This window comes from Streptococcus henryi DSM 19005 (assembly GCF_000376985.1).
Taxonomy (GTDB): Bacteria; Bacillota; Bacilli; order Lactobacillales; family Streptococcaceae; genus Streptococcus; species Streptococcus henryi.
In genome coordinates, this window is record NZ_AQYA01000036.1 from 160,767 (window position 1) to 186,671 (window position 25,905).

Sequence of the window (25,905 nt, forward strand, 5' to 3'; positions counted from 1 at the left end):
CAAAGTCTGAGATTTATAGTATAATAGGTAAGTATGTAAAATTGCTGAGCAGATGTCACTTTTTAGCTCTGCTATTTTTAAAACAATAGTTATCAGAAGGAGGGTTTGCTATGAAACAAATGTTTCTATCAACGGCATTAGAATTCAAAGAAATTGAGACATTCGAGCCTGGCGCTTGGATCAATCTGGTAAACCCTTCCCAGGAAGAATCTGTTAAGCTTGCAGAAAAATTCAATATCGATATTACCGATTTACGTGCCCCACTCGACGTTGAAGAAACATCTCGTATAACAATTGAAGATGATTACACTCTGATTATCGTTGACGTTCCAACCTATGAAGAACGTAATAACAAAAGTTACTACATGACGATTCCTTTAGGAATTATTGTTACTGAAAATGCAGTTATCACGACGTGTTTACAAGAATTAACACTCTTTGATCATTTCTACAATCGTCGCATTAAGAACTTTTATACTTTTATGAAGACACGCTTTGTATTTCAACTTCTCTATCGAAATGCAGAGCTGTACCTAACCGCTCTACGTACTATTGACCGACAAAGTGATCGAATTGAAGCTCAACTTGAAAATGCAACCAGAAACGAACAACTGATTGACATGATGGAATTGGAAAAATCAATCGTCTACCTAAAAGCTTCTCTCAAACTTAATGAACGAATCGTTAAGAAACTTTCATCAAGTACTAGCTCTTTGAAAAAATACATCGAAGATGAGGACTTGCTTGAAGATACCCTGATTGAAACACAGCAGGCCATCGAAATGGCTGACATTTACGAAAATGTCCTTAATGCCATGACCGAAACTTCAGCAGCCATCATCGGAAATAATCAGAATACCATTATGAAAACTTTAGCTCTGATGACTATGGCCCTAGATATTCCAACCGTCATTTTCTCAGCCTATGGAATGAACTTCCAAAATAACTGGCTTCCTTTAAATGGCTTAGAGCATTCTTTTTGGTATATTGTATTCATAGCCGCTATCTTAAGTACTATTGTCGTCATTTACTTTATTAGAAAACGATGGTTCTAATTCGAGATAAGACTCATTTTAACCCTTGAAATTATTAAGAAATTGACCAAGTCACAGTATCTTAGCAAAAAGTTTCTGAACATTTTTTCATTCAATCCGTTACAACTTATTTATTCAATATAGGAGAATCTCATGGATTTACAAAACCTCACTAAAAAGAACCAAGAATTTATTCACATCGCTACAAACCAATTGATTCAGGATGGTAAAACAGACGCTGAAATTAAGACTATTCTTCAAGATGTTATTCCCTCTATTCTTGAAGCACAAAAAAAAGGTATCCCAGCAAGAACTTTACTTGGAGCACCAACTGTTTGGGCTAGTGCATTTACACCTAAAGAAGGACAAGATGATAAAAAAACACAGGAAGAAAAAAACACAAACCCTTGGTTAATGTGGCTTGATACTTCTCTCCTCTTCTTAGCTGTTGTCACACTACTTCAAGCTATCATGACCTTCTTCAATTCAAAAGCAAATGTTTCAGGAATTACATCAATCCTTGCACTTAGCTTCGCTGGAGGTGGGGCAATGTATGCTAGCTACCTAATGATTTATCGTCATATGGGTAAAGAAAAGAGTCAACGCCCTCGCTGGTATAAAGTCTTTGGTATATTGACTCTAGTTATGCTAGCATGGATTCTCGTTTATACCGCTGCTAGCCTTCTTCCAAGTTACTTAAATCCACAACTCCCTGCTTTAGTGATGCTTATCATTGCGGCTGCATCTTTCGGATTACGCTATTACCTACAAAAGAAATATAACATTCTTAACGCTATGACTCCTCAAGTACAACAATAACAAACTCTACAGACTGAAGAATTTATCTCACACGATATTCTCTTCGGTCTTTTTTTATCCATACAAATAGTACATTTTCTTACCTTTAAAAGAAGTGAAACAAAAAAAGCGACTCCCTAAGGAATCACTTGATTAATTCACGATTAAGTTCGTAACGAATTAGTCTTCGTTAACGAATGGCATAAGAGCCATAACGCGAGCACGTTTGATAGCTGTTGTTACTTTACGTTGGTTTTTAGCTGAAGTTCCAGTTACGCGACGTGGAAGAATTTTACCACGTTCTGAAACGAAACGGCTAAGAAGCTCAGTATCTTTGTAATCAACATATTCAATTTTGTTAGCTGCGATGTAATCAACTTTTTTACGGCGTTTGAATCCGCCACGACGTTGTTGAGCCATGTGTTTTCTCCTTTATATATTTAATTCGTTTAGTCCATTAAAATGGAAGATCGTCATCTGAGATGTCCATTGGGTTCGAATTGCCAAATGGGCTTTCATCTCTACCAAAGTTTGGTGTTTGTTGTGAAGGCTGTGATGAGAAACCACCACCAGTTGATGCCCCACCGCCAAATGAATTGTTGTTAAATCCACCAGCATTGTAAGAACCACCAGATTGTCCTTCACGTGTAGCACGACTTTCCAAAACTTGGAAGCTATCTGCAATCACTTCTGTTACATATACACGTTGACCCTGTTGGTTTTCATAATTACGAGTCTGAATACGACCTGTAATTCCAACAAGTGTTCCTTTTTTAGCCCAATTTGCCAAGTTTTCAGCTTGTTGGCGCCAAATAACACAGTTGATAAAGTCAGCTTCACGTTCACCAGACTGATTCTTGAAGTTACGATTTACAGCTAGTGTAAAGGTTGCAACTGCTTGATTAGATGGTGTGTAACGAAGTTCTGCATCGCGGGTCATACGACCGACAAGTACTACATTATTAATCATAAACTACCTTCTTAAGCGTCTACTTTAACGATCATGTGACGAAGAATGTCACCGTTGATTTTTGAAAGACGGTCAAACTCGCTAAGAGCTGCATCATCATTTGCTTCAACGTTAACGATGTGGTAAAGTCCTTCACGGAAATCGTTGATTTCGTATGCAAGACGACGTTTTTCCCAATCTTTTGATTCAACAACAGTTGCACCGTTGTCAGTCAAGATAGAGTCAAAGCGTGCTACCAAAGCATTTTTAGCTTCTTCTTCAATGTTTGGACGAATGATATAAAGAATTTCGTATTTAGCCATTGATATTTTCCTCCTTTTGGTCTAATGACCCGTGACCCTCGCCACGAGTAAGTGAGGTGCACTCACAAGAAACTATTATACAGTAATAATATTTAAGATGCAAGTATTTTAATTGAAATTACCATTATTTTTGTCTTGGCTTAAAAGATTCACCCTTCTTCATTTTCTCACAATTTACCTTGATAGTCTGAGACAAGTTTTCAGTGTGCTAGCAGTCTGATTATTTTATCAATAGCAAAGTTTATTTAAAAATCTAACTGTCTCTAGTAACTCAGCTAAGAACTCATAAAGTTTATGCAGACTTGTATTTTTCAAAAAAAGGCGAGCTTTCGCTCGCCTCTTTTAAAAAATATCTGTGTTTGTGCTCCCACAAACTTTCTCATAAGGAGTTAGTTTGCAGAATTGTCTCCGTTTTTGTAGCGACTTAAATTCATCTTTAACATAAGGTTACCTCACATTATCAATAATTCAAAATAATTCTCTACATTTTACATTGGATTCACCCCTTAGCCTATTTTGTGCGGCTAAGTACTGTGTCTCCGTTCTTATATCTTGCTACGTTCATAAGATACCTCCATTTATTTGAAAATACTCACACACGATAGCTATTATTGGCGATTGACTCATCACCAATAATTATACTCTTTGTAATTTACTCAGAGTATTTCGACATTCACCATTCTCCCCGCGGGAAGGTAGAATACGACAGACAACTCCTACTAAGTAACCTCATTATCAAAACAAACCCGTTTTTGTTTTGTCCTGAACCTACTTACCTCTAGTTGTCCAAACTAATGAGCTCATTATCGCCGTTCTTGTAACGGCTAACATTAATTGTTTTCATAACTCTTACAACTTTCTCACTTTAGAATGTATATTAAGTCTATAAAATCAATTAGATTAAAGCTCTTCAATAACTGTTGTACTAGTAACAAGCCAGGCTAGCTTTCTGGTTTCTCTTGCACTAGCTAATTCCTCTAATCTGTAACGATATAAATTTAAGAGTTCCTATGTAATCGGTATCACCCCTTCGTCACTATTTTATGCAACAGGTTCTGTGTCTCCGTTTTTAAAACGACTCATATTAAACATCAACATAAGACGTCACCTCTTTTACTTTTGCAAGATTTTGTTACCATTAGGAATCGAACGGCCGTTCTTCCTTGACGCAAAGTTACGTTTTGCCTACTGCTTTTTGGAGACTAGTCTCCATTCTTGTACCTCGAAACATTAAGATTTAGCATTTGATGTACCTCCTTAATATCTCTTACTTCTTTATATTTTTATTATAATGTAACCGTTTACTTTTTGCAAGAGAAAACTTTATTTTTGTTTTATTTTTTTATTTATCTTTGGGATTACCTATCAGTGAGTAAAATAGAGTTTCTGGTCTTTAAATTTTTTAAAAGCACGAAACTCTGTTACAATAGTAACATGTTAGATTTTAAAGATTACGGCATAGAAATGTGGGATGACAATAAAATTTCATCATTCCGTCGTACCTTGTTAGCATGGTACGATAATGAAAAACGAGATCTCCCATGGAGACGGACTAAAAACCCTTATCACATCTGGGTATCTGAAATAATGTTGCAGCAAACTCAAGTTGTGACAGTTATCCCCTACTACGAGCGCTTCTTAGATTGGTTTCCTACTATTGAGAAATTAGCTAACGCCCCTGAACAACAATTATTAAAGGCTTGGGAAGGATTGGGCTACTACTCAAGAGTCCGTAATATGCAGAAAGCAGCGCAGCAAATCATGACTGATTTCGATGGGACATTCCCATCGACTCACTCCGATATTTCAAAATTGAAAGGGATTGGCCCTTATACTGCTGGTGCTATAGCATCAATTGCCTTTAACCTTCCTGAACCTGCAGTTGATGGAAATGTGATGCGTGTCATGGCGCGCTTATTTGAAATTAACTATGATGTTGGTGAACCCAAGAATCGCAAGATCTTCCAAGCTGTCATGGAAAAACTCATTGATCCAGACCGCCCCGGAGATTTTAATCAAGCATTGATGGATTTAGGAACTGATATTGAATCAGCAAAGAATCCGAGACCAGATGAGAGTCCAATTCGCTTTTTTTGCGCTGCCTATTTAAATGGGACATATGATAAGTACCCTATTAAGGCTCCTAAAAAGAAACCTAAACCTATACAAATTCAGGCATTTATTATACAAAATGAAGACGGTGAGTTTCTTATCGATAAAAATAATGACGGTCGACTTCTAGGTGGATTTTGGTCTTTTCCTATTATGGAAACTGACTTCCTTGGACAACAACTTGATTTATTCGAAAATGATAGCTCCGTGCTTGAAACCCTTTCGAAAAAAACAATTTTCGAGCAAGAGTACAATCTCAAACCAGTTTGGTCTGAGCAATACTTTACTCCTGTAAAACACACTTTTAGTCATCAAAAATGGACAATTGAGATGGTGGAAGGACTTTCTAAAAAAGCTCCGCTATTGCCCTCAAAAGATCTCCTATGGGTTACACCTCAAGATTTTGATAAATTCCCTATGGCTACACCACAAAAGAAAATGGTTCAGGAACTTTTCAAAAATAAAAAATAAATTAAAAAATGATATAATAAAATAAAAAGTGGAGGTAATTTTATGAAAAAAATGTCACTGTTAAGTGTTTCTTTACTTGCTTTGCTTCTCCTTAGCGCTTGTAAACCAACGGAGAAAGAAAGTAAACAAGACTCCAGTAGCTCTCAAACTAGTCAAATTTCTACTAGCCAGACTGACTCAACTGATGCAGATGTAGAAACAAATAGCAGCAATGAGACTAGTAATCAAGAAGTGCCTTCAGCTAGTTTAGATCTTCAAGCAATTGCAAATCAAGACTTTTCTAGCATTGCTGGTTCATATGAGGCTAGCGGTGGCAACTACATCATCAATACTGATGGAAGTTTTACCTATAGCAAATCTGATGGAGATTTAACCTTCCCTATTACAGACGGGAAGGTGGAAAATGGTATGGCTGTGCTATCTTCCAACAACTTTACATTTTATGTCATACCGGCTGGTGTGGACTCACCCGTATCAGTACCAGACTTTTTAGGCACTGATGATAACACAAGAGATCGTGTCATAATTGATGGTGAAGGTATGAACCTTTTCTTTCTTAATTAAATTAATAAGGGACTGAATATTTTCAGCCCCTTATTTTATGCCATCTTATTTTTAATCTGAAACAACTAACATTGATTTAATAGTTTTGCGGTCTGCCATATCTTGGTAGGCTTGGTTGATATCAGCAAGGTCGTAGGTATCCGTAAAGACGCGACCTGGATTGATGTCCCCGTCAAGCACAGCTTTTAGCAAGGTTTGTTTGACATAGGTCGTTACTGATGCTGGACCGCCACCGATAGTGGTGTTTTGTCCGAATGTTGAACCGATAGCGCGATTGCCATAGTGTGGTACCCCAACGAAACCAACACGTCCGCCATTATGAAGAACTCCGAGAGCTTGCTCAATGGCTGCTTCTGTTCCTACGCATTCAAGCGCAGCATCCGCTCCTCCGCCGAGGATTTCACGAACCTTGGCAATCCCTTCTTCACCGCGTTCTGCTACGACAGCGGTAGCTCCTGAAGAAAGAGCCATTTGCTGACGGTCTTCATGACGGCTCATGAGCACAATCTGAGAAGCTCCGCGCATTTTTGCCGCAATAACCGCGCATTGACCAACGGCACCATCACCGATAACAACAACCTTATCACCAACTTGGACATTTGCAGTTCGCGCAGCATGGTAGCCTGTTGGCATAACATCAGCAAGGGTAAGGAGTGATTTAATCATACCTTCTGAATAATCTGATGGTTGGCCCGGAACTTTAATTAAAGCCCAGTCAGCATAGTGGAAACGGATATACTCAGATTGGTAACCATTACCAAAGTTGCTGCCAATATGATTATCACAAGAACCATCAAAACCAGCACGACAAGCGTCACATTGGCCACAGCCATGAGTGAATGGCACGATAACAAAGTCACCAGGTTTCACTGTATTAATAGCAGAGCCTACTTCTTCGACGATACCAAGCGCTTCATGCCCTGAATTGGTTGAATGCTCAGCCTTGTTGTCACCGTGAGAATAAGACCAAAGGTCAGAACCACATACACAAGCACGAACGACTTTTACGACAACATCGTCATCCGCTTGAAGACTTGGTTTAGCAACTTCTTCGATAATCATAGAACCAGCTTTTTCAAAAATAGCAGTTTTCATTTATTTTCCTCCGTATTTAAAGTTAGCATTAATTATTCTTATTATACTACTTGTAGTCAACTATAAGTCAAGAAAAAATATTCTAGGCTATCTACATACTAGGCTATCTCGGTAGTTATATCAGCAAACTCGAAAATAGATAATTTAAAACAATAGAGATTAATTGCAAAAAGCCTAGCTTTAAAAAAGCTAAGCTTCTAAATCATTATTAGCTTAATTCTTCAACAATTGCTTTAAGCTGAGCTTTAGTGTGAACACCTGCAACTTGTTTTACAACTTCTCCATCTTTTTTGAAAAGAAGTGTTGGAATAGACATAATGCCAAATTTTTGAGCAGTTTCAGGGTTTTCATCCACATCAATCTTAACGATTTTAAGTTCATCTTCGCTCAATTCTCCTGCCAATTGATCAAGAATAGGTGCTTGCATCAAACATGGACCACACCAAGTTGCCCAAAAGTCAACAAGGACAAGTCCTTCTGCTGTTTCTGCTTCAAAAGTTTTATCAGTCACGATATGTGCCATAAGATTTCTCCGTTTCATCTAGTTTATAAAGATATTTTACGCGAAAAGAGTCTTTTAGGCAAATAATTGCTACGTGTTTTAAATTACCAAAGAACTATGACCAAAACACTTTATTAATCTTTACATCTGATATCAAAAAAATGCACATAAAGTCAAATGCATTCTGTAACCTGATTATTTCCTATATAATTTCAAAAAACCTTGTCTATCTCAATAAACATTGATTCGACAAGGTTTTGTTCAATTATTTAAGTACTTCTTGTGTTTTTGCGTAGTTAGCTTCAACAGCTTCTTTTTCAGCTTTCCACCAGTCTTGGTTGTCTGTGTACCATTTAATGGTTTCTTCCAAGCCTTGTGAGAAGTCTGTGAATTGTGGTTCCCAACCGAGTTCTTCACGCAATTTGCTTGAATCAATAGCATAACGAAGGTCATGACCTGCACGATCTGTTACATGGTCATAGGCATCTTTGGGTTGACCCATTTTTTCAAGGATGAGTTCCAAAACTTCTTTGTTGTTCTTTTCACCATCTGCACCGATGAGGTAAGTTTCACCGATACGGCCCTTAGTCAAGATAGCCCAAACACCTGTTGAGTGGTCATTAGTATGAATCCAGTCACGAACGTTTTTACCCTCACCGTAAAGTTTTGGTTTAATCCCTGACAAGATGTTGGTAATTTGACGTGGAATGAATTTTTCGATGTGTTGATAAGGACCGTAGTTATTTGAACAGTTTGAAATGGTCGCTTTGACACCAAATGAACGCACCCAAGCCTTAACAATAAGGTCTGAAGCGGCCTTAGTTGATGAGTAAGGTGATGATGGGTTGTATTTAGTTTCTGCAGTGAATTTCTCACCTGGTCCTTCACCGTGTCCTGGCAAATCTTCACGCAATGGAAGATCTCCATAAACTTCATCCGTTGATACGTGATGGAAACGGATGTCGTATTTACGAGCTGCTTCCAAAAGGGTATAGGTTCCAATAAAGTTAGTGTGGATAAATGGTGATGGGTCATTAAGTGAGTTGTCATTGTGGCTTTCAGCCGCATAGTGAACAATAGCATCCGCTTTGGCAGCCAATTGGTCCACCAATGCAGCGTCAGCAATGTCACCGACAACCAATTCAACTCGATCACCAAGGATTGACTCGATGTTAGCCTTGTTACCAGCGTATGTGAGTTTGTCAAGGACAGTCACATGGACATCAGGGTGGTTGTTATAGACATAGTGGACGAAGTTTGAACCGATGAAACCAGCGCCACCGGTAACGATAATGTTTTTAAATTCAGACATGTTTTCTTTTTCTCCGAAATTTCTTTGGTTTTTGTTGTTCGACTAAGGTGGTGCGGACGGCAGCGACTTCCATCGGAATTCCATGCCTAAATTTTGAGCCAAGAGTCTCAAAATTTCCGAGATATCTAGCAATCTTGCAAGATATCTTTTCACCACTGCGTCAAACATCCCTCTTAGGCTCGCTTCACTCGCCTTTTAGAATCTTAATGTTGGGTTTTAAGAAGCTGATTTTTTGTAGTTTAGATATTTTTTACGGATCTTTACAAATCTTCTTTTTTCAGTGGTTTCACATCTTTAAGCAACGGGTGATTCTTGTCAGCTTCTGAGACTTCTGCTTCAGCCAAGTTTTCCCATTCAATACCTAGGCTTGGGTCTGCATAGTTAACAAAGGCATATTTAGGTTTGAGCTCTAATGCCCAATAGTCATTAACCAAGTAGCTATAGGCTACTTTATCGGACAAGACTTGGAAACCATTAGCAACACCGCGGGGCACAAAGATGCCTTTAGAAGCGTCAATGATGGTTTGGTAGGTTTTACCAAAACTTTCTCCTTCACGAAGGTCAACCCAAGTACCGAGAACTTTCCCTTCATCCGCTACTGAGATGTATTTGTCCCAAGGTTCAGCGTGGAGACCGCGAAGGACATTTTTACGTGAGAAGGAAACATTATTTTGAAGTTTCCCTTCCGAAAAGAAGCTTTCAGGAAAACCGAGTGGCACCATCTTTTCTTTCTGGAAGTTTTCTTTAAACCAGCCACGGTTATCGCCGTGAACTGGAATGTCAAACTCTAAGAGACCTGGGATAGCTTCAATTTGGCGAGCTGCCAGTTCTTTACCGAAAAATTGTTCTGTCATTAAGCTTCTCCAATCAAACGGAGCAAGTATTGTCCGTATTCATTTTTCTTAAGTGGCTGTGCCAATTCAAAGACTTGTTCTTTGGTGATATAACCCATACGATAGGCAATTTCTTCCAAGTTAGCGATTTGAACATTTTGTAGACGTTGAACGGTTTCAATATATTGAGAGGCTTCTAAGAGACTTTCGTGTGTTCCCGTATCCAACCAAGCAAATCCACGTCCCATAAGTTCAACAGACAAGTCTCCTCGATCAAGATAAGCTTTGTTAACGTCGGTGATTTCCAATTCACCACGAGGAGATGGTTTGATATTTTTGGCAATGTTAACCACATCATTATCATAGAAATAAAGACCAGTAACTGCGAAGTTTGATTTAGGCACTTCTGGTTTTTCTTCGATAGAAATGGCATTCATGTCCTCATCAAATTCAACCACACCAAAGCGTTCTGGGTCTTTAACTTGATAACCAAAGACAGTGGCACCCTTTTCTTTAGCTGCTGCACGTTGCAACATTTTAGTCATTCCAGCACCGTGATAGATATTGTCACCAAGAATAAGGGCAACATGGTCATTACCAATGAAGTCTTCACCGATAATAAAGGCTTGAGCCAATCCATCTGGACTTGGTTGCTCTGCATATGACAAAGAAATGCCGAGCTCAGATCCATCGCCAAGCAAATCCTTAAAGCGAGGGAGATCCTGAGGCGTTGAAATAATCAAAATTTCTTTAATCCCAGCCAACATGAGAGTTGATAGGGGATAATAGATCATAGGCTTGTCATAGATGGGCATGAGCTGTTTGGAAGCGGCGCGAGTCAAGGGATAGAGACGCGTTCCAGAACCTCCTGCTAGAATAATACCTTTCATATGTGATTCTCCTTTTAAAAAGATATAAAGGGCATTTTAAGCACTAAGCAAAATAGTATTTTTACAATAGAAAAAATTCTCTTGCTAGTCCTAGCCCGTGTTCAATTTTAATAGTCGCTACCATTTTACCATTTTTTGCAACCACTGTCATTATTTACTGAATTTTGTTTCTCATTGCGGTCAATAGTTCCCTCCTTATTAAAATTTTATCAGTTTTTTTCAAGACAAAAACAAAAGAAATGCCACCAGGACATTTCTATATTAATTTTAAATAATAGTAGGTAACTCGTCATCGTCATCAAAGTCTTCAACCTTATCTTCTCCAGGAAGTGGTTTTTGAATGTGACCTAAGATAAAACGAGAAATTGGACCAACGATTAAGAAGTTTAATGGCAAAGCTGCGACAAAGTTGGTAATCCAAGCACGACCATAGACTGGCAATGACAGTGGCACGCGGTTAAACAAGAGTCCATATAGAGACATAAAAGTAACCATAAAAAGTACCATTGTTCCTGAGATTGCTCCAATTTTCATCCAGCGTTTATCATGTGGGTTGATATGGCTTAAGATAGCAAAAGCAATCTTTTTAGCAATTGGACCAACGATAACAACATCAAGCAAGAAGGCAACAATAAACCCAGGGATAAAACCTAAAGCGACGTGTGCCCAAGAAAACTGCCCAGCTACAATTAGGTTCCAGATACTCATCCCCAAAACCATCATGCTGCACATAAGACAGGTGAAAATTATTGCTTCTTTAAAATTACGAGGCATTTACTTACTCCATTCTAATATATAGATGCTATTTAAAAGTTTTTTTAAACAACAACAGGAGTTATTCTAGCACAAAAAAAATTTTCGTGTAAGTGAATTTTTTAAAAAATTTCAAAGAAAACGTTTTCTTCTTCCCTTTTATTTCATCTACAAAATCTGCTCCATGCGTGTTTCTTGGGGCTTTAGCCCCTGTCTTTGGTAAAATCGCAGAGCGCCTAGGTTATCATTCCAGACATTAAGCGTTAGGTTATAGCAGCCAATTTCTCTAGCGTAATCAAGAGCAAAGCAATAAAGCTCCTCACCAATCTTCTGGCCACGCGCCGCCTCATCCACACAAAGATCATCAATAAAAAGCGTCTTATGGACTACTTGAGGAGCTTTTGATTCTTCAATAATTGTAAAGAGATGTCCCAAAACCTGACCTTGATCATTTTCATAAACAAAAATAGGACGTTGATCATTTTTCACGAGTTCTTCTAGTTCCTGGCGTGTAAATTTACTGCCCTGAGCCTGAAACAAATCAGGTCTAACCTTATGGTGAACCAATAGAATTTGTCCTAATAGGTTTTCAAGCGCTGGAATATCAGCTGCTACTGCACGTCTAATCGTCATCATCAGATACCTTATGTCACAACCTTTGGCTGTGTACAATCCCTTTCTTTTTTCTTGGGGCAATGGCTAGCGCTGGCCATCCCATTCCGCGTAAAACTCACTTAAAAAATCTTCCAAATAAGCATGGCGCTGCTCTGCCATTTTCCGACCATAGTCAGTGTTCATCAAATCCTTAAGTTTCAATAGTTTTTCATAAAAGTGCATGATGGCAGTATCATCACCCTTACGATAGTCTTCTGCTGTCAGGTTCTCGCGAGCCTGCTTATTGGGATCATGAATCAGTCTTCCCTTGCTGCCAGAATAGGCCATGCAACGTGCAATACCGATGGCACCAATGGCGTCCAGCCTATCTGCATCCTGAACAATAAGCCCCTCTAGTGTAGACGGTTTACTTGAACCAGAACCTTTGAAAGACATGGTGCTAATGATGTCGAGAACCTGCTTGATAGCAATAGCTGTCATTCCATGTTCTGCCATCCAAGTTTGTAAGTTACCCAATTCTTGGTCAGGATTGTCGGACAATTTCTCATCAGCCATATCATGCAAAAGAGCAGCCAGTTCACAGATAAAAACATCTGCTCCTTCTACTTGTGCTATGCTGCGAGCAGTGTTGCGAACCCTAACAATATGCCACCAGTCATGACCACTTGCCTCACCAGACAACCTTGCGGAAACCAGTTCTTCCGCCGCATTTAAAATATCAATCTCTTTATCTAACATGCCTTTATTATAGCAAAAAACGGCAGGATTTCCTCCCGCCGTCTGCATCAAATTATTATTTTTCCAAATTTCCTGTCCATGCCACAGTTCCGCCATCAACATTTGTAACATCGTAGCCTTGGGCATCCAAGAAGGCGCAAGCTTGGGCCGAACGTCCGCCCATTTGGCAGATAATGTGATAAGGCTTATCTGCTGCCAATTCTGTGTAGCGTCCAGCAAATTCGCTCAAGGGCAGGTTGACTGCACCTGGAACATGACCCGCAGCAAACTCGTCAGCTTCGCGGACATCTACCAAATTAACCCCACCTTGATCCAAAAGTCCTTGCAAGTCTGCGATTGAAATGTTTTTAGTCATGAATAATCTCCTCTGGTCTAACCGTATTATAAAGTGAGTAGGCTCCGTCAAGATTTGCAACCTTGAAGCCTTTTTGTTTGAGAATACGCTCCGCTAAGTAAGAACGTAAGCCACTGTGACAGCTGACGATGTATTCTTTATCAGCATCCAGCTCGGCTAGGCGCGAGCGCAGGTCATCAAGTGGAATAGTAACAGCATCTGGGAAACGCCCATTAGCCACTTCAGCAGCTGTGCGAACATCCAGCAAGACCTTGCCCTTGGCCAACTCATCCTTGAGCTCATACCATTGAACACTATCACTGAGTCCTTCAGCCAGGTTAATAGCTGCATAGCCAATCATATTAACTGGGTCTTTGGCAGAACCAAATGGAGGTGCATAAGTGAATTCCAACTCTGGTAAATCAAAGATAGTAAGACCAGCCTTGATAGCTGTAGCAAGGATATCGATACGTTTATCCACACCTTTTTGACCGACAGCTTGAGCACCGTAGATGGCACCTGTCTTAGGGTTAAAGACCAATTTCATGGTGATGCCAGTTGCACCTGGGTAGTAGCCAGCATGGTCGTTACCTGTCGTATGAACAACAGCTACATCATCAAAACTTTGACGAGCCACACGTTCACTAAGACCTGCTGACGCAGCTGCCATATTGAAGACTCGGACAATAGCTGTGCCGATTGAGCCCTTGTTTTCACGAGCTTGACCAGCAATGACATCGGCAACCTGACGACCCTGACGGTTGGCCGGGTTGGCTAGGGAAATCAGGGCATCTTGACCTGTAATCTGGTTCTTAACCACAATGGCATCACCGACAGCATAGATATCAGCTTGGTTCGTTTGGTAATTCTCATCGACCAAGATACCTCCACGAAGTCCCAAATCCACACCAGCTGACTTAGCCAAGTCGTTTTCAGGCTGAACTCCAACTGAAAGGATGGTGATGTCTGATTCAAGGACTGTACCATCTTCCAAAACGATAGATTGTCCTTGGTCTTTAAAGACTTGAGCAGATTGACCAGTGATGACACGGATGCCATTCGCAACTAATTCAGCCTGGACAAAGGCAGCCATCTCTTCATCCAATGGTGGCAAGACATGCGGAGCTTTCTCCACAATTGTAACTGATAAGCCTTTCTTGGCAAGGGCTTCTGCCATTTCAAGGCCGATGAAACCAGCTCCGATAACTGTAGCATTGCCACTAGCGACACCAGCAAGCTTGGCCATGATTTTATCCAAATCAGGAATGTTGCGGAGAGTGAAGACATTGTTTGCTTCCTCTAACCCTTCCATTGGCGGTACAAACGGCTTTGCTCCTGGTGACAAGATGAGTTTGTCATAGCTTTCGCTGTAAGTCTTGTCTTGGTGGCGAACAGTCACTTCTTTCTTAACAGGATCGATTGCCAGAATTTCTGTTTCTGGACGAACATCCAATTCAAAACGAGCCTTGAGACGCTCTGGTGTTTGAACTAATAGGCTAGAACGCTCTGCTATTTCCCCAGAAACGTGGAAAGGCAAACCACAATTGGCAAAGGAAACGAATGGTCCCTTGTCAAAAACAATAATTTCCGCATCTTCCATGAGACGGCGAAGACGAGTTGCTGCCGACATACCACCAGCAACACCACCAACGATAATGATTTTCATCTTATTTTCCTCCAATAATTTTTCCTGTGTAGGCTGACATGCCACCTCTTACATTGATGACCTGGTAGCCTTTTTTACTTAGTAGGCTAGCTGCGCGTTTACTGCGCATACCTGATTGGCAGATGACATAAAGTGGCCCAACTTTAGGCTCTTTGTAGGCTTCAAGTTGATCCAGCGGGAAATTTCTAGCTCCTTTAATATGCCCTCCCTGGTATTCTTGCTTTGTGCGTACATCTAATAATGTAATCTTTTCTTTTGCCAGAAGCTCTTCTAATTCCTTGCTAGAAATGCTTTTTATGGCTGAAGAAAAGAATCTTTTCAGAAAATTCACCAATATTTTCTCCTTCTTTCAAATACCCCTATAGGTATATTTAAATGATAGCACATTTCAAAGATAGCTGTCAAATAGAAAGATTGAGTCACTCTTAATTGACAATTATACCCCAGGTCGGTATAATAAAAGAAAAATGGAGGTAGCTATGAGAACAGAGAAAAAAGATATATTAAACCGCCTCAAACGTGCCGAAGGTCAGCTTCGTGGTATCCAAAAAATGATTGAGGACGAACAAGAGTGTATTGATATTGTTACCCAATTGACTGCGGTTCGTTCCAGCATTAACCGCACACTTGGTCTCGTTATCGGAAACAAGATTAACCAAGTCATGGAGAATCCTGTGGATAACCCGGAAGAGCAAGAAGCTAAAATTCAACAAGTTTTGGATATGATTGTTAAGAAGTAAAAAAATCCTGTAAACAGCCGTTTACAGGATTTTCTTGTTGATAGTCAAAGATAGAAGCTAATACTCAATGAAAATCAAAATTAGAGGAGGCAAGCCGACGCAGACATACCTAATGGTAGGCAAGAAGGCTTAACGAACTATCATTTTGATTTTCGAAGAGTATATTCTTCCTAGATTTCTAAAACCCAGACTATTTGTCATCTTTCTTGAGATGGCGCATAGCAAAGAAGACTAAATTAATGACAATTAGAGCTCCCCAAACACAAGCCATAATGACATTATTATTTTTGAGATTGACATAGACACCTAAGCCATAGAGTAGGACAAAGACAAGGGTCATTAAGTCTGAACTAGATACAAAGGGCATTTTTTTCATTTGTAATTACCTTTCATTTTAACAGAAAAAAACAAAATGAGCCAAAAAGATTTCTTGGCTCATCTTTTTTTGGAATTATCCAAGACTCTTATTTCTTCTTCTCGTCATCATCCATAGAAAGGACACTCAAGAAGGCTTCTTGCGGTACTTCTACAGAACCGATAGCTTTCATACGTTTCTTACCAGCTTTTTGTTTTTCAAGGAGTTTACGTTTACGAGAAACGTCACCACCATAACACTTAGCAAGAACGTTCTTGCGGAGGGCCTTGATATCTGAACGGGCAACGATTTTTTGACCGATAGCTGCTTGAATAGGCACTTCAAATTGTTGACGTGGAATGATTTTCTTGAGTTTTTCAACAATGAGTTTTCCACGTTCGTAAGCAAATTCTTTGTGGACAATGAAGCTGAGGGCATCAACCTTGTCACCATTAAGAAGGATGTCCATCTTAACCAATTTAGACTTACGGTATTCAGAGATTTCATAGTCAAATGAAGCATATCCACGGGTTGATGACTTGAGCTTATCAAAGAAGTCAAAGACAATCTCAGCCAATGGAATTTGGTAAATAACATTAACACGGTTATCATCAATGTAGTCCATAGTCACAAAGTCACCACGTTTACGTTGGGCCAAATCCATAACGGCTCCAACATAATCTTGTGGCACCATGATTTGAGCCTTAACGTATGGTTCTTCAATACTTTCAACCTTGGTTGGATCTGGGAACTCTGAAGGGTTAGATACTTCAATCATTTCTCCATCAGTGGTATTAACATGGTAAACTACGGATGGCGCCGTCATGATGAGGTCAATGTTGAACTCACGTTCCAAACGTTCTTGAATAACATCCATATGGAGAAGTCCCAAGAATCCACAACGGAAACCAAAACCAAGGGCTTGGGAAGTCTCAGGCTCAAATTGCAGGCTGGCATCGTTAAGTTGAAGTTTTTCAAGAGCCTCACGAAGGTCATTATACTTGTTAGACTCAATTGGATAAAGACCAGCAAAGACCATTGGGTTCATCTGTTTGTAACCCGCTAGCGCCTCTGAAGCAGGATTATCTGCCAGCGTTACGGTATCCCCCACACGGGTATCTGCAACAGTCTTGATAGAGGCAGCGATATAACCAACATCACCTGTCGCAAGAACATCACGACCCATAGCCTTAGGCGTGAAAATTCCTACTTCAGTAACATCAAAAGTCTTACCATTAGACATCATTTGGATGGTATCTCCAGGTTTAACCATACCATTGACGATACGAACTTGCAAGATTACCCCACGATAAGGGTCATAAACTGAGTCAAAGATAAGGGCTTGGAGAGGTGCTTCCACATCACCTGTTGGTGCAGGTACTTTCTCCACGATTTGCTCAAGGATTTCATCAATCCCAATACCAGCCTTAGCTGAAGCAAGTACAGCATCTGAAGCATCTAAACCAATAACATCCTCGATTTCTTGGCGAACACGCTCTGGATCTGCAGCAGGCAAGTCAATCTTGTTGATAACTGGCATGATTTCAAGGTCATTATCAAGAGCTAGATAGACATTAGCCAAAGTTTGGGCTTCAATACCCTGAGCCGCATCCACAACTAGGATAGCACCTTCACAGGCAGCCAAGGAGCGTGATACTTCATAGGTAAAGTCAACGTGTCCAGGGGTGTCAATCAAGTGGAAAATGTAAGTTTCCCCATCTTTAGCAGTGTAGTTTAATTGCACAGCGTTAAGCTTGATGGTAATCCCACGCTCACGCTCCAAGTCCATACTGTCAAGGAGCTGGGCCTGCATCTCACGACTCGAAACTGTCTCAGTTTGCTCCAAGATACGGTCAGCCAGCGTTGACTTCCCATGGTCAATGTGGGCAATAATGGAGAAGTTGCGAATCTTCTCCTGACGTTTTTTCAATTCTTCTATATTCATTTACAATTCCTATACTTTTTAGTCATTCCAATCTATTATATCAAAAAGATGGGTAGCGTGCGCATTTTATCACCTATTTTTATTTAAGATTATCTCATCTTACCATCTCAAAAATAGCTTGCTCTTGAGTTTCATCTTCAGCTCTTGATCTGATAATAATTAAGGCTGAGTGAAACGTTATAAAATCAATTTTCAATGAGAATCAATCAGCCACATACACATTAATTTTAAATATGGAAAACTAAAAAAGACAAACCTAAACATAAAGTCTGTCCTTTTAATAAAATCTAGTTTTTCAAGTTTAAGATTAATTATTTGATTGACCAAACCAAAGTGCAATTTCTCGTTGTGCTGCTTCTTTAGAATCCGAACCATGGACAACATTCTTAATATTGCCATCTACTGGCCCCATTGCAAAATCTCCACGGATGCTTCCTGGAACCGCATCAACTGGGTTGGTTGCCCCCATCATGATACGCCAACTCTTAACTACTTTTGGACCGGAAATAACGCCAATTAAAACGGGACCGCTAAGCATGTAGCCAAGAATATCTCCGAAAAACGGCTTATCAACTAAATGACTATAGTGCTGACGGAGGATGTCTTCAGTTGCCATCCTTAGCTCCAATCGTTCAATAGTAAAACCACGACGTTCAATTAAATGAATAATTTCACCAATTAGGCGACGCTCAACACCGTCAGGTTTAATCATGAAGAAAGTTTTTTCAGTCATAATTGCCTCTTTTCTAAGTCATAAAACGTTTATTTCTTATATTTTAACATAAAAGCGCTTTCTTTGATAGAGCTAATTGTTTTTTCTTACAAAATCATCATTAAATCAACTTGCAAAACCTTCACGCACTCTCGCAGATAAAGATTAACCTATATATAGTCTAATGAAGAACTTTCAGACAAGGAAATGAGGCGGGAAATTAAGGAAAGGTCTTTCACTCATCCAAGAGTATGGCAAGACGAAAGTGACGATGTATCAAAACTCTTCAAATGACTGTATCAAAAAACAAGAACTCCAGAGTTATGAATCTAGAGTTCTTGCTAAAGTTTTTTAAAGGGACTTATCTTTAGTTTGAGTGCCAAATATCCTCATTATATTGTTCGATTGTACGATCTGATGAGAAGAATCCAGCTTTGGCAATGTTTTTAACAACTTTTGTCATCCAAACATCTTGGTCCTCATAATCTGAAAGCATTTTTTCTTTGACTGCAATATATTCTTTCAAATCAATGAGTGTCATGAACCAGTCTTTGTTGATAAGTTCATTATAGAGACGTTCGAGACGTTGAGCATTTCCACGATTAATAAGTTCATCACTTACGATAAAATCAACTGCTTCTTTAATGGTTTCATCATTTTCGTAGTATTCTGCAGATACATAAGAACTATCAGCATAGAGGTCAATGATTGTATCAGAATCTTTACCAAATGTGTAGATGTTATCCATACCGGCAAGCTCTGCTATTTCCACATTAGCCCCATCCATTGTTCCTAGAGTTAGTGCCCCATTTAGCATGAACTTCATGTTACCTGTACCAGATGCTTCTTTAGATGCGAGGGAGATTTGCTCGGAGATATCTGTCGCAGGTATGAGGTGTTCAGCTACCGTCACATTGTAGTTTTCCACAAGGTGAACATTGAGGTATTGGCTAACTTGAGGATCGTTGTTGATAAGTTCAGAGAGACAAAGGATAAGGTGAATGATATCTTGGGCAATGGTATAAGCAGGTGCTGCTTTTCCTCCAAAGATAACTGTAATTTTACGTTGTGGAAGATTGCCACGTTTAATTTCCAAATACTTGTGGATAACATAAAGGGCATTCATCTGTTGACGTTTGTACTCATGGAAACGTTTAATCTGAGTATCAATGATTGAGTTTTCATCAAGATCGATACCTTTATTGTCCTTGAGGTAGCGTTTAAGTGCTAATTTGTTATTGTACTTGATTTGAGAAAGTTTAGCATGAACTGTTTCATTGTCTGCAAAAGCTAAAAGTTTTTCCAACTTAGTAGCATCAGTCAAGTAGTCATCACCAATCAACTCTTTGATACAATCAGCCAAGTCTTGGTTAGCAAATTCCAACCAACGACGGAAAGTAATACCATTTGTTTTGTTGTTGAATTTTTCAGGATAAAGTTCATAGAAACCTTTAAGTTCACTATTTTTAAGGATTTCAGTGTGAAGTGCAGCTACCCCGTTAACTGAAGTTGCAAAATGAATATCCATGTGCGCCATGTGAACACGACGACTGTCATCAATGATTTGGAGACTAGGGTCTTTTACTTGATCAGCCACCAAAGCATCCAATTTTTCAATGATTGTTACCAAGTGTGGTACAACTTCATTGAGGTAATCTAGCGGCCATTTTTCAAGCGCTTCCGCCAAGATTGTGTGATTAGTGTAACCAACCATATTTTTAACGATTGATACAGCTTGGTCAAAGTCAATTCCATGTTTTTCTGTCAAAAGACGAATCAATTCAGGAATAACCATTGATGGGTGAGTGTCGTTAATTTGAACATAAGCATAATCAGCCAAATCGTGGATATTTGACCCACGTTCAATGGCTTCGTCGATTAATAGCTGCGCTGCATTTGAAACCATGAAATATTGTTGGTAAATGCGAAGCAATTCACCATTTTTATTAGAATCATCTGGATAAAGGAAAAGTGTCAAATTGCGAACAATATTTGTTTTGTCAAAATCAATACCATCTTTGATTTGACCATAATCAATTCCTGTAATATCAAAAAGATTGAGATAATTTTTAGTGTCACGTTGGTAACCCAAAACATCAATACGGTCAAGACGTGATTTCAAAGTGAAATCTTTGAATGGGATATCATAGCTGATATCTGTTGGAACTAACCAACTATCTTCTTCAATCCAGTAGTTTGGCTCAGTCTCTTGTTCATTGTGTCGGAAAACTTGTTTGAAGAGACCACAGTGGTAATTTAGTCCTACACCTTCACCATTGATTCCTAAAGATGACATAGAATCAATAAAACATGATGCCAAGCGTCCAAGTCCTCCATTACCAAGTGAAGGTTCAAGTTCTACATCCTCAACTTGTGCAATGCTCTTACCAGCAATAGCTAATTCTTGTTTGATATCTTTATAAATACCAAGGTTAATCAAGTTGTTTGAGAGGAGTTTCCCAATCAAGAATTCTGCAGAGATATAGTAAACTTTGCGTTTAGCTGTATTTTTCTCTTTGCCAGCAGCAGCTTCTTTTACATAATGTAAAAGCGCTACATAGATTTCTTCATTACTAAGTTCGTTAAGTTTTTTGCCTTGTTTTTCAATATAGGTTGTAAAGTTAGTCATGTTTTCAGTCGTTCCTTTAGATGTTTATAGGGTTAGATCGAACTCGAATAATTTCTTATTAACGAATTCACCAATTAATAACTATTTGACAGATGAACTAGTCAAAGAAAAATTAGTTTTCATTGACTAAGCCTAAGTCATCTGTGCTTTTGTATTGTTTATTTTTTGAGCTCTTCTTTACTTTTTTTAAAGGTATTTTTACGAGCATAAAGAGCAGTAATTTCTTTTAAGAAAGCTTTTCGTTCAGCAGTCAGATCTTCAGCTAGCATACGCCACTGCCAGTTGCCGCCAAGCGTATTAGGAATATTCATTCGAGCATCAGCAGGTTTGTCCAATAAATCTTGCATGCAGACAATAGCAACATCAGAAACTGTTGCAAAAAGTGCGCGTAGCATTGCTTCATTAATTGGTTCGTCTTTTTGACGGCGAATGTAGGCATCTGTAAATGCTTTTTGCTCAGCTGTAAGATTTTCATACCAACCATTAATAACCTCATTATCATGGGTACCAGTGTAAGCCACAACATTTGAAGTATAATTGTGCGGGATATCAATACTTTGCCCTTCAGTGTCAAGCAAGCCAAATTCTAAGATTTTCATGCCAGGAAAAGCTGTATCTGTTAGCAGTTGCTCAGCTTTTTCATCAATATAACCTAGATTTTCAGCAATAATAGGCAGATCACCTAATTCAGCTTTTACTGTATCAAATAGAGCGCGTCCAGGTCCAGATTGCCATTCACCATTCTTAGCTGATGTATCTTCTCCAGGAATTTCCCAAAAATCTGAGAATCCCTTGAAGTGGTCTATACGAAGGAGGTCATATATTTTAAATCCTTCACGAATACGGTAAACCCACCAGGCAAATGATGTTTTTTCATGAGCATCCCAATCATAAATTGGATTTCCCCAAAGCTGACCTTCATCTGAGAAACTATCTGGTGGACAACCAGCAATATAGATTGGTTTTTTATCTTCATCGAGTTTAAAGAGTTCCGGCATGGTCCAAACTTCAACACTGTCAGCAGAGACATAGATTGGCATGTCTCCGATGATTTCAATTCCATTTTCATTAGCATATGCTTTAAGAGCTAGCCATTGTTTGAAGAAGAAGTATTGAGTTACTTTATGATAATTAATAACATCAGCTAATTCTTTGCGATATTTATCTAGAACTTCAGGTTCTCTTTGAATAAGGGCAACGTCGTCCCATTCTTGTAAAGCCTTATTTCCAAAATGTTCTTTGAAGGCCATAAATTCAGCAAAGTCTCTTAGCCAATCAGCTTCTTTTTCAAAATCAGCTAATTTTTTCAACCCCGACTTACTTGCAAGAAATCCTGCAACTGCTTTTTCCAAAACAGGTCTACGCATTTCAAAAATAAGTTCGTAATCGACTGATTCAGGATTAGGAGCAAAGTTTAAATTGACATAATCCGTTTCAGTAAGATAACCCTCTTTAGCAAGCAAGTCAAAATCGATTAGATGAGTATTACCTGCAACTGCTGAGAAAGATTGATAAGGTGAATCACCGTAACTTGTTGTGGTGAGAGGCAAGATTTGCCAATAACTTTGATCTGTTTCAACTAGGAAATCAACAAAATCGTAAGCTGATTTACCAAATGTTCCGATTCCAAATGAACCTGGAAGAGATGTGATGTGCATTAAGACACCGCTTGCGCGTTTTTCCATAACTTGCGCCTCATTTCTTTTTCATTTTATATTCCATAAGAATCAAGTCTATCAGGGATCAGTCCCCATAAGACTTCAAATAACACAAAATAATTAATTTCTATAATGCAATTTTAGCGCAATCGTTTGCGTAAGTCAATAGTTTTTTTAAAAAACTTCGATAACTATGTTACCGAAGTTCATATTTATTTATTTTCTGCTTTATCTTCTACTATTAATTGTCTTACACTTTCTCTCTCTTTTAGAATAAAAGGAACAATAATAGTCTCATGACTGACCTCATCAGGGCTCTTAATAATACTTAAAAGATGTCGAAGGCTTGTTCTGCCAAGATTCTCAATATTGACATCAAATGTTGTTAAATATGGATGAATTAATTTTGAATAGATAGAGTTATTGAAAGTAATCAATGAAATATCATCTGGTACCGACAAGTCATAGAAAGATAAAAATTGCATTAAGCGAATCGCAACAATATCACCAATAACGATTAGAGCAGTTGGTTTTTCTTCATCTATAGTATCAATAAGCTCTTGTAATACTTCTGGTTTTTTTCGGTCAAATAGCAGAGCTTCTCTACTTGGAATCCCTAATCTATCAGATCCTCGTACATAACCAAAATAGCGCTCAACTGCAACTTCAGATTCCTTATCATCTGTGATGAAAAGAATTTTCCGATGCCCTTTTCTATATAAGTAGTCTACAGCTGTTTTACCCATAAGCTGATTATCATTATTAACATAAGTTATGTCATTCTCAAATCCCTCTGGGGCTCCGACTACAACAAAAGGCATTTTATTATCCATAAGATACTTTCGTACAGGGTCATTAATATCTGAATATAGAATAATAAAACCATCCACCCTTTTCTGGCGGTGCATAAGTTTTACCTGGTCTTCAACCTCTTCTATAGAAAGACCAGTCGCAATAGAAACTGTGAAGTCATTTGCCTTAGCTTCATTAGTAATCGTAGACAAGATTCTCATAAAGAAAGGTTCACTTAAACGATCTGGAGTCACCAATGGTGGAAAAATCAAACCAATATTATAGGTTAAACCGCTAGCCAACATTTGTGCAGCAACATTGGGTACATATCCAAGTTCCTGCATTGCTTTTCTAACACGTTCCTTTGTCTTTTGAGAAATTGAGGTATTATCCTTCAAAACGCGACTAACCGTTGAAGGGTTAACACCAGCCTTAGCAGCCACATCTTTAATTGTAACCATGATCTACCTCCTTTATTCCATTTTATACTAGTTTATAAGCAGTGACAAGCTAAAATATAGGAATAAACCATATATTTTCTAATACTTGTTTCATATTTACTTCATTTTTTTATAACCTAAATAGGCCACAGTTTACAATACTGCTCCATCATACCTGTTTTGACAATCAAACGCAAGCGTTTTCTTAAAAAATACTTCCTCATTTATTTTAAAAACAAAAAAACTTTATAAATTTTTAAAAAAATTGGCAAAAAGTACTTGACAAAGATTGCAAACGGTTGCATAATATAGTGTGTAAACATCAAAACATTCTCTAGGAGGAGAAAAAAATGAAAAAGTCTACTTGGAAAACAATCGTTACTAGCGGTGTTGCTTTGGCATCAGTTGCTACTCTCGCTGCTTGTTCTTCGAACAAAACAGAAGATGCAAAGTCTTCATCAGACACTGTCAGTCTAAAACTTTGGGTCCCTACAGATGCTAAAGAATCTTATGAGGCTACAGTTAAAGCTTTTGAAGAAGCTGAAGGCGTTTCTGTAAAAATCGTAGAATCAAACGATTCTAAAGCTCAAGAAAATGTGAAGAAAGACCCAGAAAAAGCAGCTGATGTCTTCTCACTTCCACATGACCAACTCGGTCAATTAGTTGAGTCAGGTGTTATCCAAGAAATCCCTGAACAATATGCTACTGAAGTTGCAGAAAACAACGTTGAAAATGCTGTTGCTGGTGCACAATACCAAGGTAAAACATATGCTTTCCCATTCGGTGTAGAATCACAAGTTCTTTTCTACAACAAATCTAAACTTTCTGAAGATGATGTTAAAACTTACGAAGGTATCACTTCAAAAGCTACATTCGGTGCTTCGCTCAAAGAAGTTAATGCATATGCTATTGCTCCTTTGATGCTTTCAGTTGGTAACACTCTCTTTGGTGAAGATGGTGAAACTATCGATGGTACAAACTGGGGTAACGATAAAGGTGTTGCTGTCATGCAATGGTTGGCTGACCAAAAAGATAACAGTGGTTTTGTAAATGTCACTGATGCAGAAGCTGTTTCAAAATTTGGAGATGGTACAGTTGCTGCTATCGAAACAGGCCCTTGGAACTATGCTGCTGCCGAAGAAGCTATCGGTGCTGACAACCTAGGTGTTACTGTTTATCCAACTGTAACTATCGATGGTGAAACTGTACAACAACAAGCATTCATGGGTGTTAAACTTTACGCTGTTAACCAAGCTCCTGCTGGCGGAGATGCAAAACGTATTGCTGCTTCTTATAAATTGGCTGCATACCTCACTGAAGCTGAAAGCCAAAAGAACCAATTTGAAACACGTAACATCATTCCTTCAAACAAAGAAGTACAATCATCAGATGCTGTTGCTAACAACCAATTGGCTAAAGCTGTTTCAAGCATGACTGGTTCAGCTGAACACACTACAGTAATGCCTAAAGTTAACCAAATGGCTACTTTCTGGACTGAATCAGCGGCGCTTCTTAGCGGACCATATTCAGGTAAAATTGCTCCTGCTGACTTCCTAGCTAAATTGCAACAATTCGATAAAGACTTGGCTGCAACTGAGTAAGAAACTCGCAAATGCTTGAGAATGCTTATTTAAATCAGTTATTC

Annotated in this window: 26 protein-coding genes; 6 read left to right on the top strand and 20 right to left on the bottom strand. The window is 38.8% G+C overall.

The features are described from left to right. The first annotated feature begins 110 nt into the window (after positions 1-110). Positions 111-1,055 (top strand): magnesium transporter CorA family protein, encoded by a 945-nt coding sequence (locus F601_RS0109575; RefSeq protein WP_018165466.1) that lies wholly within the window; start codon positions 111-113, stop codon positions 1,053-1,055. 132 nt (positions 1,056-1,187) lie between these two features. Then, positions 1,188-1,853 (top strand): DUF1129 domain-containing protein, encoded by a 666-nt coding sequence (locus tag F601_RS0109580; protein WP_018165467.1) that lies wholly within the window; start codon positions 1,188-1,190, stop codon positions 1,851-1,853. Between the two features lie 159 nt (positions 1,854-2,012). On the opposite strand, the gene rpsR is transcribed toward F601_RS0109580, so the two are convergent. From rpsR to rpsF, 3 genes are read right to left on the bottom strand one after another with little or no spacing between them, the layout of a single operon-like run. Continuing rightward, positions 2,013-2,252: a 30S ribosomal protein S18 gene (rpsR, locus tag F601_RS0109585; RefSeq protein WP_000068664.1), complete on the bottom strand. Its 240-nt coding sequence runs from the start codon at positions 2,250-2,252 to the stop codon at positions 2,013-2,015. Between the two features lie 37 nt (positions 2,253-2,289). After that, the gene (locus F601_RS0109590) at positions 2,290-2,802 is read right to left on the bottom strand and encodes a single-stranded DNA-binding protein (RefSeq protein ID WP_018165468.1); all 513 of its coding nucleotides are present in this window, start codon (positions 2,800-2,802) and stop codon (positions 2,290-2,292) included. An 11-nt stretch (positions 2,803-2,813) separates the two neighbouring features. Then, positions 2,814-3,104, bottom strand: a complete 291-nt coding sequence (rpsF, locus tag F601_RS0109595; RefSeq protein ID WP_018165469.1) for a 30S ribosomal protein S6 — start codon at positions 3,102-3,104, stop codon at positions 2,814-2,816. 1,434 nt (positions 3,105-4,538) lie between these two features. Between rpsF and mutY the strand changes: the two genes are divergently transcribed. Both mutY and F601_RS12720 read left to right on the top strand, forming a co-directional pair. Beyond that, a complete protein-coding gene (gene mutY / locus F601_RS0109600) occupies positions 4,539-5,687 on the top strand; it encodes an A/G-specific adenine glycosylase (protein WP_026183179.1) in 1,149 nt (382 codons plus the stop codon). Between the two features lie 42 nt (positions 5,688-5,729). After that, entirely contained in the window at positions 5,730-6,251 is a 522-nt protein-coding gene (locus F601_RS12720) for a DUF6287 domain-containing protein (RefSeq protein ID WP_018165471.1), read from the top strand. Between the two features lie 51 nt (positions 6,252-6,302). Here the strand turns inward: F601_RS12720 and F601_RS0109610 are convergent, their stop codons facing one another. The 11 genes from F601_RS0109610 to F601_RS0109660 all read right to left on the bottom strand — a co-directional run bounded on the left by F601_RS0109610 (position 6,303) and on the right by F601_RS0109660 (position 15,320). Continuing rightward, a complete protein-coding gene (locus tag F601_RS0109610) occupies positions 6,303-7,346 on the bottom strand; it encodes a zinc-binding dehydrogenase (protein ID WP_018165472.1) in 1,044 nt (347 codons plus the stop codon). Between the two features lie 208 nt (positions 7,347-7,554). Then, complete coding sequence (gene trxA, locus F601_RS0109615; RefSeq protein ID WP_018165473.1) at positions 7,555-7,869, bottom strand: thioredoxin; 315 nt, start codon at positions 7,867-7,869, stop codon at positions 7,555-7,557. Between the two features lie 244 nt (positions 7,870-8,113). After that, complete coding sequence (gene rfbB / locus F601_RS0109620; RefSeq protein ID WP_018165474.1) at positions 8,114-9,160, bottom strand: dTDP-glucose 4,6-dehydratase; 1,047 nt, start codon at positions 9,158-9,160, stop codon at positions 8,114-8,116. 260 nt (positions 9,161-9,420) lie between these two features. Further along, the gene (locus F601_RS0109625; RefSeq protein ID WP_018165475.1) at positions 9,421-10,014 is read right to left on the bottom strand and encodes a dTDP-4-dehydrorhamnose 3,5-epimerase family protein; all 594 of its coding nucleotides are present in this window, start codon (positions 10,012-10,014) and stop codon (positions 9,421-9,423) included. Next, positions 10,014-10,883 carry a glucose-1-phosphate thymidylyltransferase RfbA gene (gene rfbA, locus F601_RS0109630; RefSeq protein WP_018165476.1) on the bottom strand — a complete coding sequence of 290 codons (870 nt, stop codon included), beginning with the start codon at positions 10,881-10,883 and terminating at the stop codon, positions 10,014-10,016. The genes F601_RS0109625 and rfbA overlap by 1 nt, the downstream gene beginning before the upstream one ends. A gap of 267 nt (positions 10,884-11,150) precedes the next feature. Continuing rightward, positions 11,151-11,657 (bottom strand): DUF2798 domain-containing protein, encoded by a 507-nt coding sequence (locus F601_RS13550; protein WP_018165477.1) that lies wholly within the window; start codon positions 11,655-11,657, stop codon positions 11,151-11,153. A 147-nt stretch (positions 11,658-11,804) separates the two neighbouring features. Further along, positions 11,805-12,269, bottom strand: coding sequence for a GNAT family N-acetyltransferase (locus F601_RS0109640; protein ID WP_026183180.1), 465 nt, complete (start codon positions 12,267-12,269; stop codon positions 11,805-11,807). Between the two features lie 66 nt (positions 12,270-12,335). Then, complete coding sequence (locus tag F601_RS0109645) at positions 12,336-12,989, bottom strand: HD domain-containing protein (protein WP_026183181.1); 654 nt, start codon at positions 12,987-12,989, stop codon at positions 12,336-12,338. 55 nt (positions 12,990-13,044) lie between these two features. Continuing rightward, positions 13,045-13,344: a rhodanese-like domain-containing protein gene (locus tag F601_RS0109650; RefSeq protein ID WP_018165480.1), complete on the bottom strand. Its 300-nt coding sequence runs from the start codon at positions 13,342-13,344 to the stop codon at positions 13,045-13,047. Then, positions 13,337-14,989, bottom strand: a complete 1,653-nt coding sequence (locus F601_RS0109655) for an FAD-dependent oxidoreductase (protein WP_018165481.1) — start codon at positions 14,987-14,989, stop codon at positions 13,337-13,339. Before F601_RS0109655 ends, F601_RS0109650 begins: the two co-directional genes overlap by 8 nt. Position 14,990: 1 nt before the next feature. Then, positions 14,991-15,320: a rhodanese-like domain-containing protein gene (locus tag F601_RS0109660; protein WP_018165482.1), complete on the bottom strand. Its 330-nt coding sequence runs from the start codon at positions 15,318-15,320 to the stop codon at positions 14,991-14,993. Between the two features lie 148 nt (positions 15,321-15,468). Between F601_RS0109660 and F601_RS0109665 the strand changes: the two genes are divergently transcribed. Continuing rightward, positions 15,469-15,729 (top strand): metal-sensitive transcriptional regulator, encoded by a 261-nt coding sequence (locus F601_RS0109665; protein ID WP_018165483.1) that lies wholly within the window; start codon positions 15,469-15,471, stop codon positions 15,727-15,729. Positions 15,730-15,919: 190 nt separating this feature from the next. On the opposite strand, the gene F601_RS0109670 is transcribed toward F601_RS0109665, so the two are convergent. The 6 genes from F601_RS0109670 to F601_RS0109695 form a co-directional block, all read right to left on the bottom strand. Continuing rightward, positions 15,920-16,105 (bottom strand): hypothetical protein, encoded by a 186-nt coding sequence (locus F601_RS0109670; protein ID WP_018165484.1) that lies wholly within the window; start codon positions 16,103-16,105, stop codon positions 15,920-15,922. Between the two features lie 88 nt (positions 16,106-16,193). After that, positions 16,194-18,029: a translation elongation factor 4 gene (gene lepA, locus F601_RS0109675; RefSeq protein ID WP_018165485.1), complete on the bottom strand. Its 1,836-nt coding sequence runs from the start codon at positions 18,027-18,029 to the stop codon at positions 16,194-16,196. 307 nt (positions 18,030-18,336) lie between these two features. Beyond that, on the bottom strand, positions 18,337-18,762 hold the full coding sequence (gene ndk / locus F601_RS0109680; protein WP_018165486.1) for a nucleoside-diphosphate kinase: 426 nt from the start codon (positions 18,760-18,762) through the stop codon (positions 18,337-18,339). A 346-nt stretch (positions 18,763-19,108) separates the two neighbouring features. Beyond that, complete coding sequence (glgP, locus tag F601_RS0109685; RefSeq protein ID WP_018165487.1) at positions 19,109-21,370, bottom strand: glycogen/starch/alpha-glucan family phosphorylase; 2,262 nt, start codon at positions 21,368-21,370, stop codon at positions 19,109-19,111. A 158-nt stretch (positions 21,371-21,528) separates the two neighbouring features. Continuing rightward, complete coding sequence (gene malQ, locus F601_RS0109690; RefSeq protein ID WP_018165488.1) at positions 21,529-23,055, bottom strand: 4-alpha-glucanotransferase; 1,527 nt, start codon at positions 23,053-23,055, stop codon at positions 21,529-21,531. A gap of 185 nt (positions 23,056-23,240) precedes the next feature. Further along, positions 23,241-24,281, bottom strand: coding sequence for a LacI family DNA-binding transcriptional regulator (locus F601_RS0109695; RefSeq protein WP_018165489.1), 1,041 nt, complete (start codon positions 24,279-24,281; stop codon positions 23,241-23,243). A gap of 329 nt (positions 24,282-24,610) precedes the next feature. Here F601_RS0109695 and F601_RS0109700 point away from each other — a divergent pair, with 329 nt between their 5' ends. After that, positions 24,611-25,861: an extracellular solute-binding protein gene (locus F601_RS0109700; protein WP_018165490.1), complete on the top strand. Its 1,251-nt coding sequence runs from the start codon at positions 24,611-24,613 to the stop codon at positions 25,859-25,861. Positions 25,862-25,905 lie beyond the last annotated feature (44 nt).

What these genes read in the sequence shown, in the direction of transcription:
- F601_RS0109575 (WP_018165466.1), top strand. Translation starts at nt 111, where the DNA reads ATGAAACAAATGTTTCTATCAACGGCATTAGAATTCAAAGAAATTGAG.
- F601_RS0109580 (WP_018165467.1), top strand. Translation starts at nt 1,188, where the DNA reads ATGGATTTACAAAACCTCACTAAAAAGAACCAAGAATTTATTCACATC.
- rpsR (WP_000068664.1), bottom strand. Translation starts at nt 2,252, where the DNA reads ATGGCTCAACAACGTCGTGGCGGATTCAAACGCCGTAAAAAAGTTGAT.
- F601_RS0109590 (WP_018165468.1), bottom strand. Translation starts at nt 2,802, where the DNA reads ATGATTAATAATGTAGTACTTGTCGGTCGTATGACCCGCGATGCAGAA.
- rpsF (WP_018165469.1), bottom strand. Translation starts at nt 3,104, where the DNA reads ATGGCTAAATACGAAATTCTTTATATCATTCGTCCAAACATTGAAGAA.
- mutY (WP_026183179.1), top strand. Translation starts at nt 4,539, where the DNA reads ATGTTAGATTTTAAAGATTACGGCATAGAAATGTGGGATGACAATAAA.
- F601_RS12720 (WP_018165471.1), top strand. Translation starts at nt 5,730, where the DNA reads ATGAAAAAAATGTCACTGTTAAGTGTTTCTTTACTTGCTTTGCTTCTC.
- F601_RS0109610 (WP_018165472.1), bottom strand. Translation starts at nt 7,346, where the DNA reads ATGAAAACTGCTATTTTTGAAAAAGCTGGTTCTATGATTATCGAAGAA.
- trxA (WP_018165473.1), bottom strand. Translation starts at nt 7,869, where the DNA reads ATGGCACATATCGTGACTGATAAAACTTTTGAAGCAGAAACAGCAGAA.
- rfbB (WP_018165474.1), bottom strand. Translation starts at nt 9,160, where the DNA reads ATGTCTGAATTTAAAAACATTATCGTTACCGGTGGCGCTGGTTTCATC.
- F601_RS0109625 (WP_018165475.1), bottom strand. Translation starts at nt 10,014, where the DNA reads ATGACAGAACAATTTTTCGGTAAAGAACTGGCAGCTCGCCAAATTGAA.
- rfbA (WP_018165476.1), bottom strand. Translation starts at nt 10,883, where the DNA reads ATGAAAGGTATTATTCTAGCAGGAGGTTCTGGAACGCGTCTCTATCCC.
- F601_RS13550 (WP_018165477.1), bottom strand. Translation starts at nt 11,657, where the DNA reads ATGCCTCGTAATTTTAAAGAAGCAATAATTTTCACCTGTCTTATGTGC.
- F601_RS0109640 (WP_026183180.1), bottom strand. Translation starts at nt 12,269, where the DNA reads ATGACGATTAGACGTGCAGTAGCAGCTGATATTCCAGCGCTTGAAAAC.
- F601_RS0109645 (WP_026183181.1), bottom strand. Translation starts at nt 12,989, where the DNA reads ATGTTAGATAAAGAGATTGATATTTTAAATGCGGCGGAAGAACTGGTT.
- F601_RS0109650 (WP_018165480.1), bottom strand. Translation starts at nt 13,344, where the DNA reads ATGACTAAAAACATTTCAATCGCAGACTTGCAAGGACTTTTGGATCAA.
- F601_RS0109655 (WP_018165481.1), bottom strand. Translation starts at nt 14,989, where the DNA reads ATGAAAATCATTATCGTTGGTGGTGTTGCTGGTGGTATGTCGGCAGCA.
- F601_RS0109665 (WP_018165483.1), top strand. Translation starts at nt 15,469, where the DNA reads ATGAGAACAGAGAAAAAAGATATATTAAACCGCCTCAAACGTGCCGAA.
- F601_RS0109670 (WP_018165484.1), bottom strand. Translation starts at nt 16,105, where the DNA reads ATGAAAAAAATGCCCTTTGTATCTAGTTCAGACTTAATGACCCTTGTC.
- lepA (WP_018165485.1), bottom strand. Translation starts at nt 18,029, where the DNA reads ATGAATATAGAAGAATTGAAAAAACGTCAGGAGAAGATTCGCAACTTC.
- ndk (WP_018165486.1), bottom strand. Translation starts at nt 18,762, where the DNA reads ATGACTGAAAAAACTTTCTTCATGATTAAACCTGACGGTGTTGAGCGT.
- glgP (WP_018165487.1), bottom strand. Translation starts at nt 21,370, where the DNA reads ATGACTAACTTTACAACCTATATTGAAAAACAAGGCAAAAAACTTAAC.
- malQ (WP_018165488.1), bottom strand. Translation starts at nt 23,055, where the DNA reads ATGGAAAAACGCGCAAGCGGTGTCTTAATGCACATCACATCTCTTCCA.
- F601_RS0109695 (WP_018165489.1), bottom strand. Translation starts at nt 24,281, where the DNA reads ATGGTTACAATTAAAGATGTGGCTGCTAAGGCTGGTGTTAACCCTTCA.
- F601_RS0109700 (WP_018165490.1), top strand. Translation starts at nt 24,611, where the DNA reads ATGAAAAAGTCTACTTGGAAAACAATCGTTACTAGCGGTGTTGCTTTG.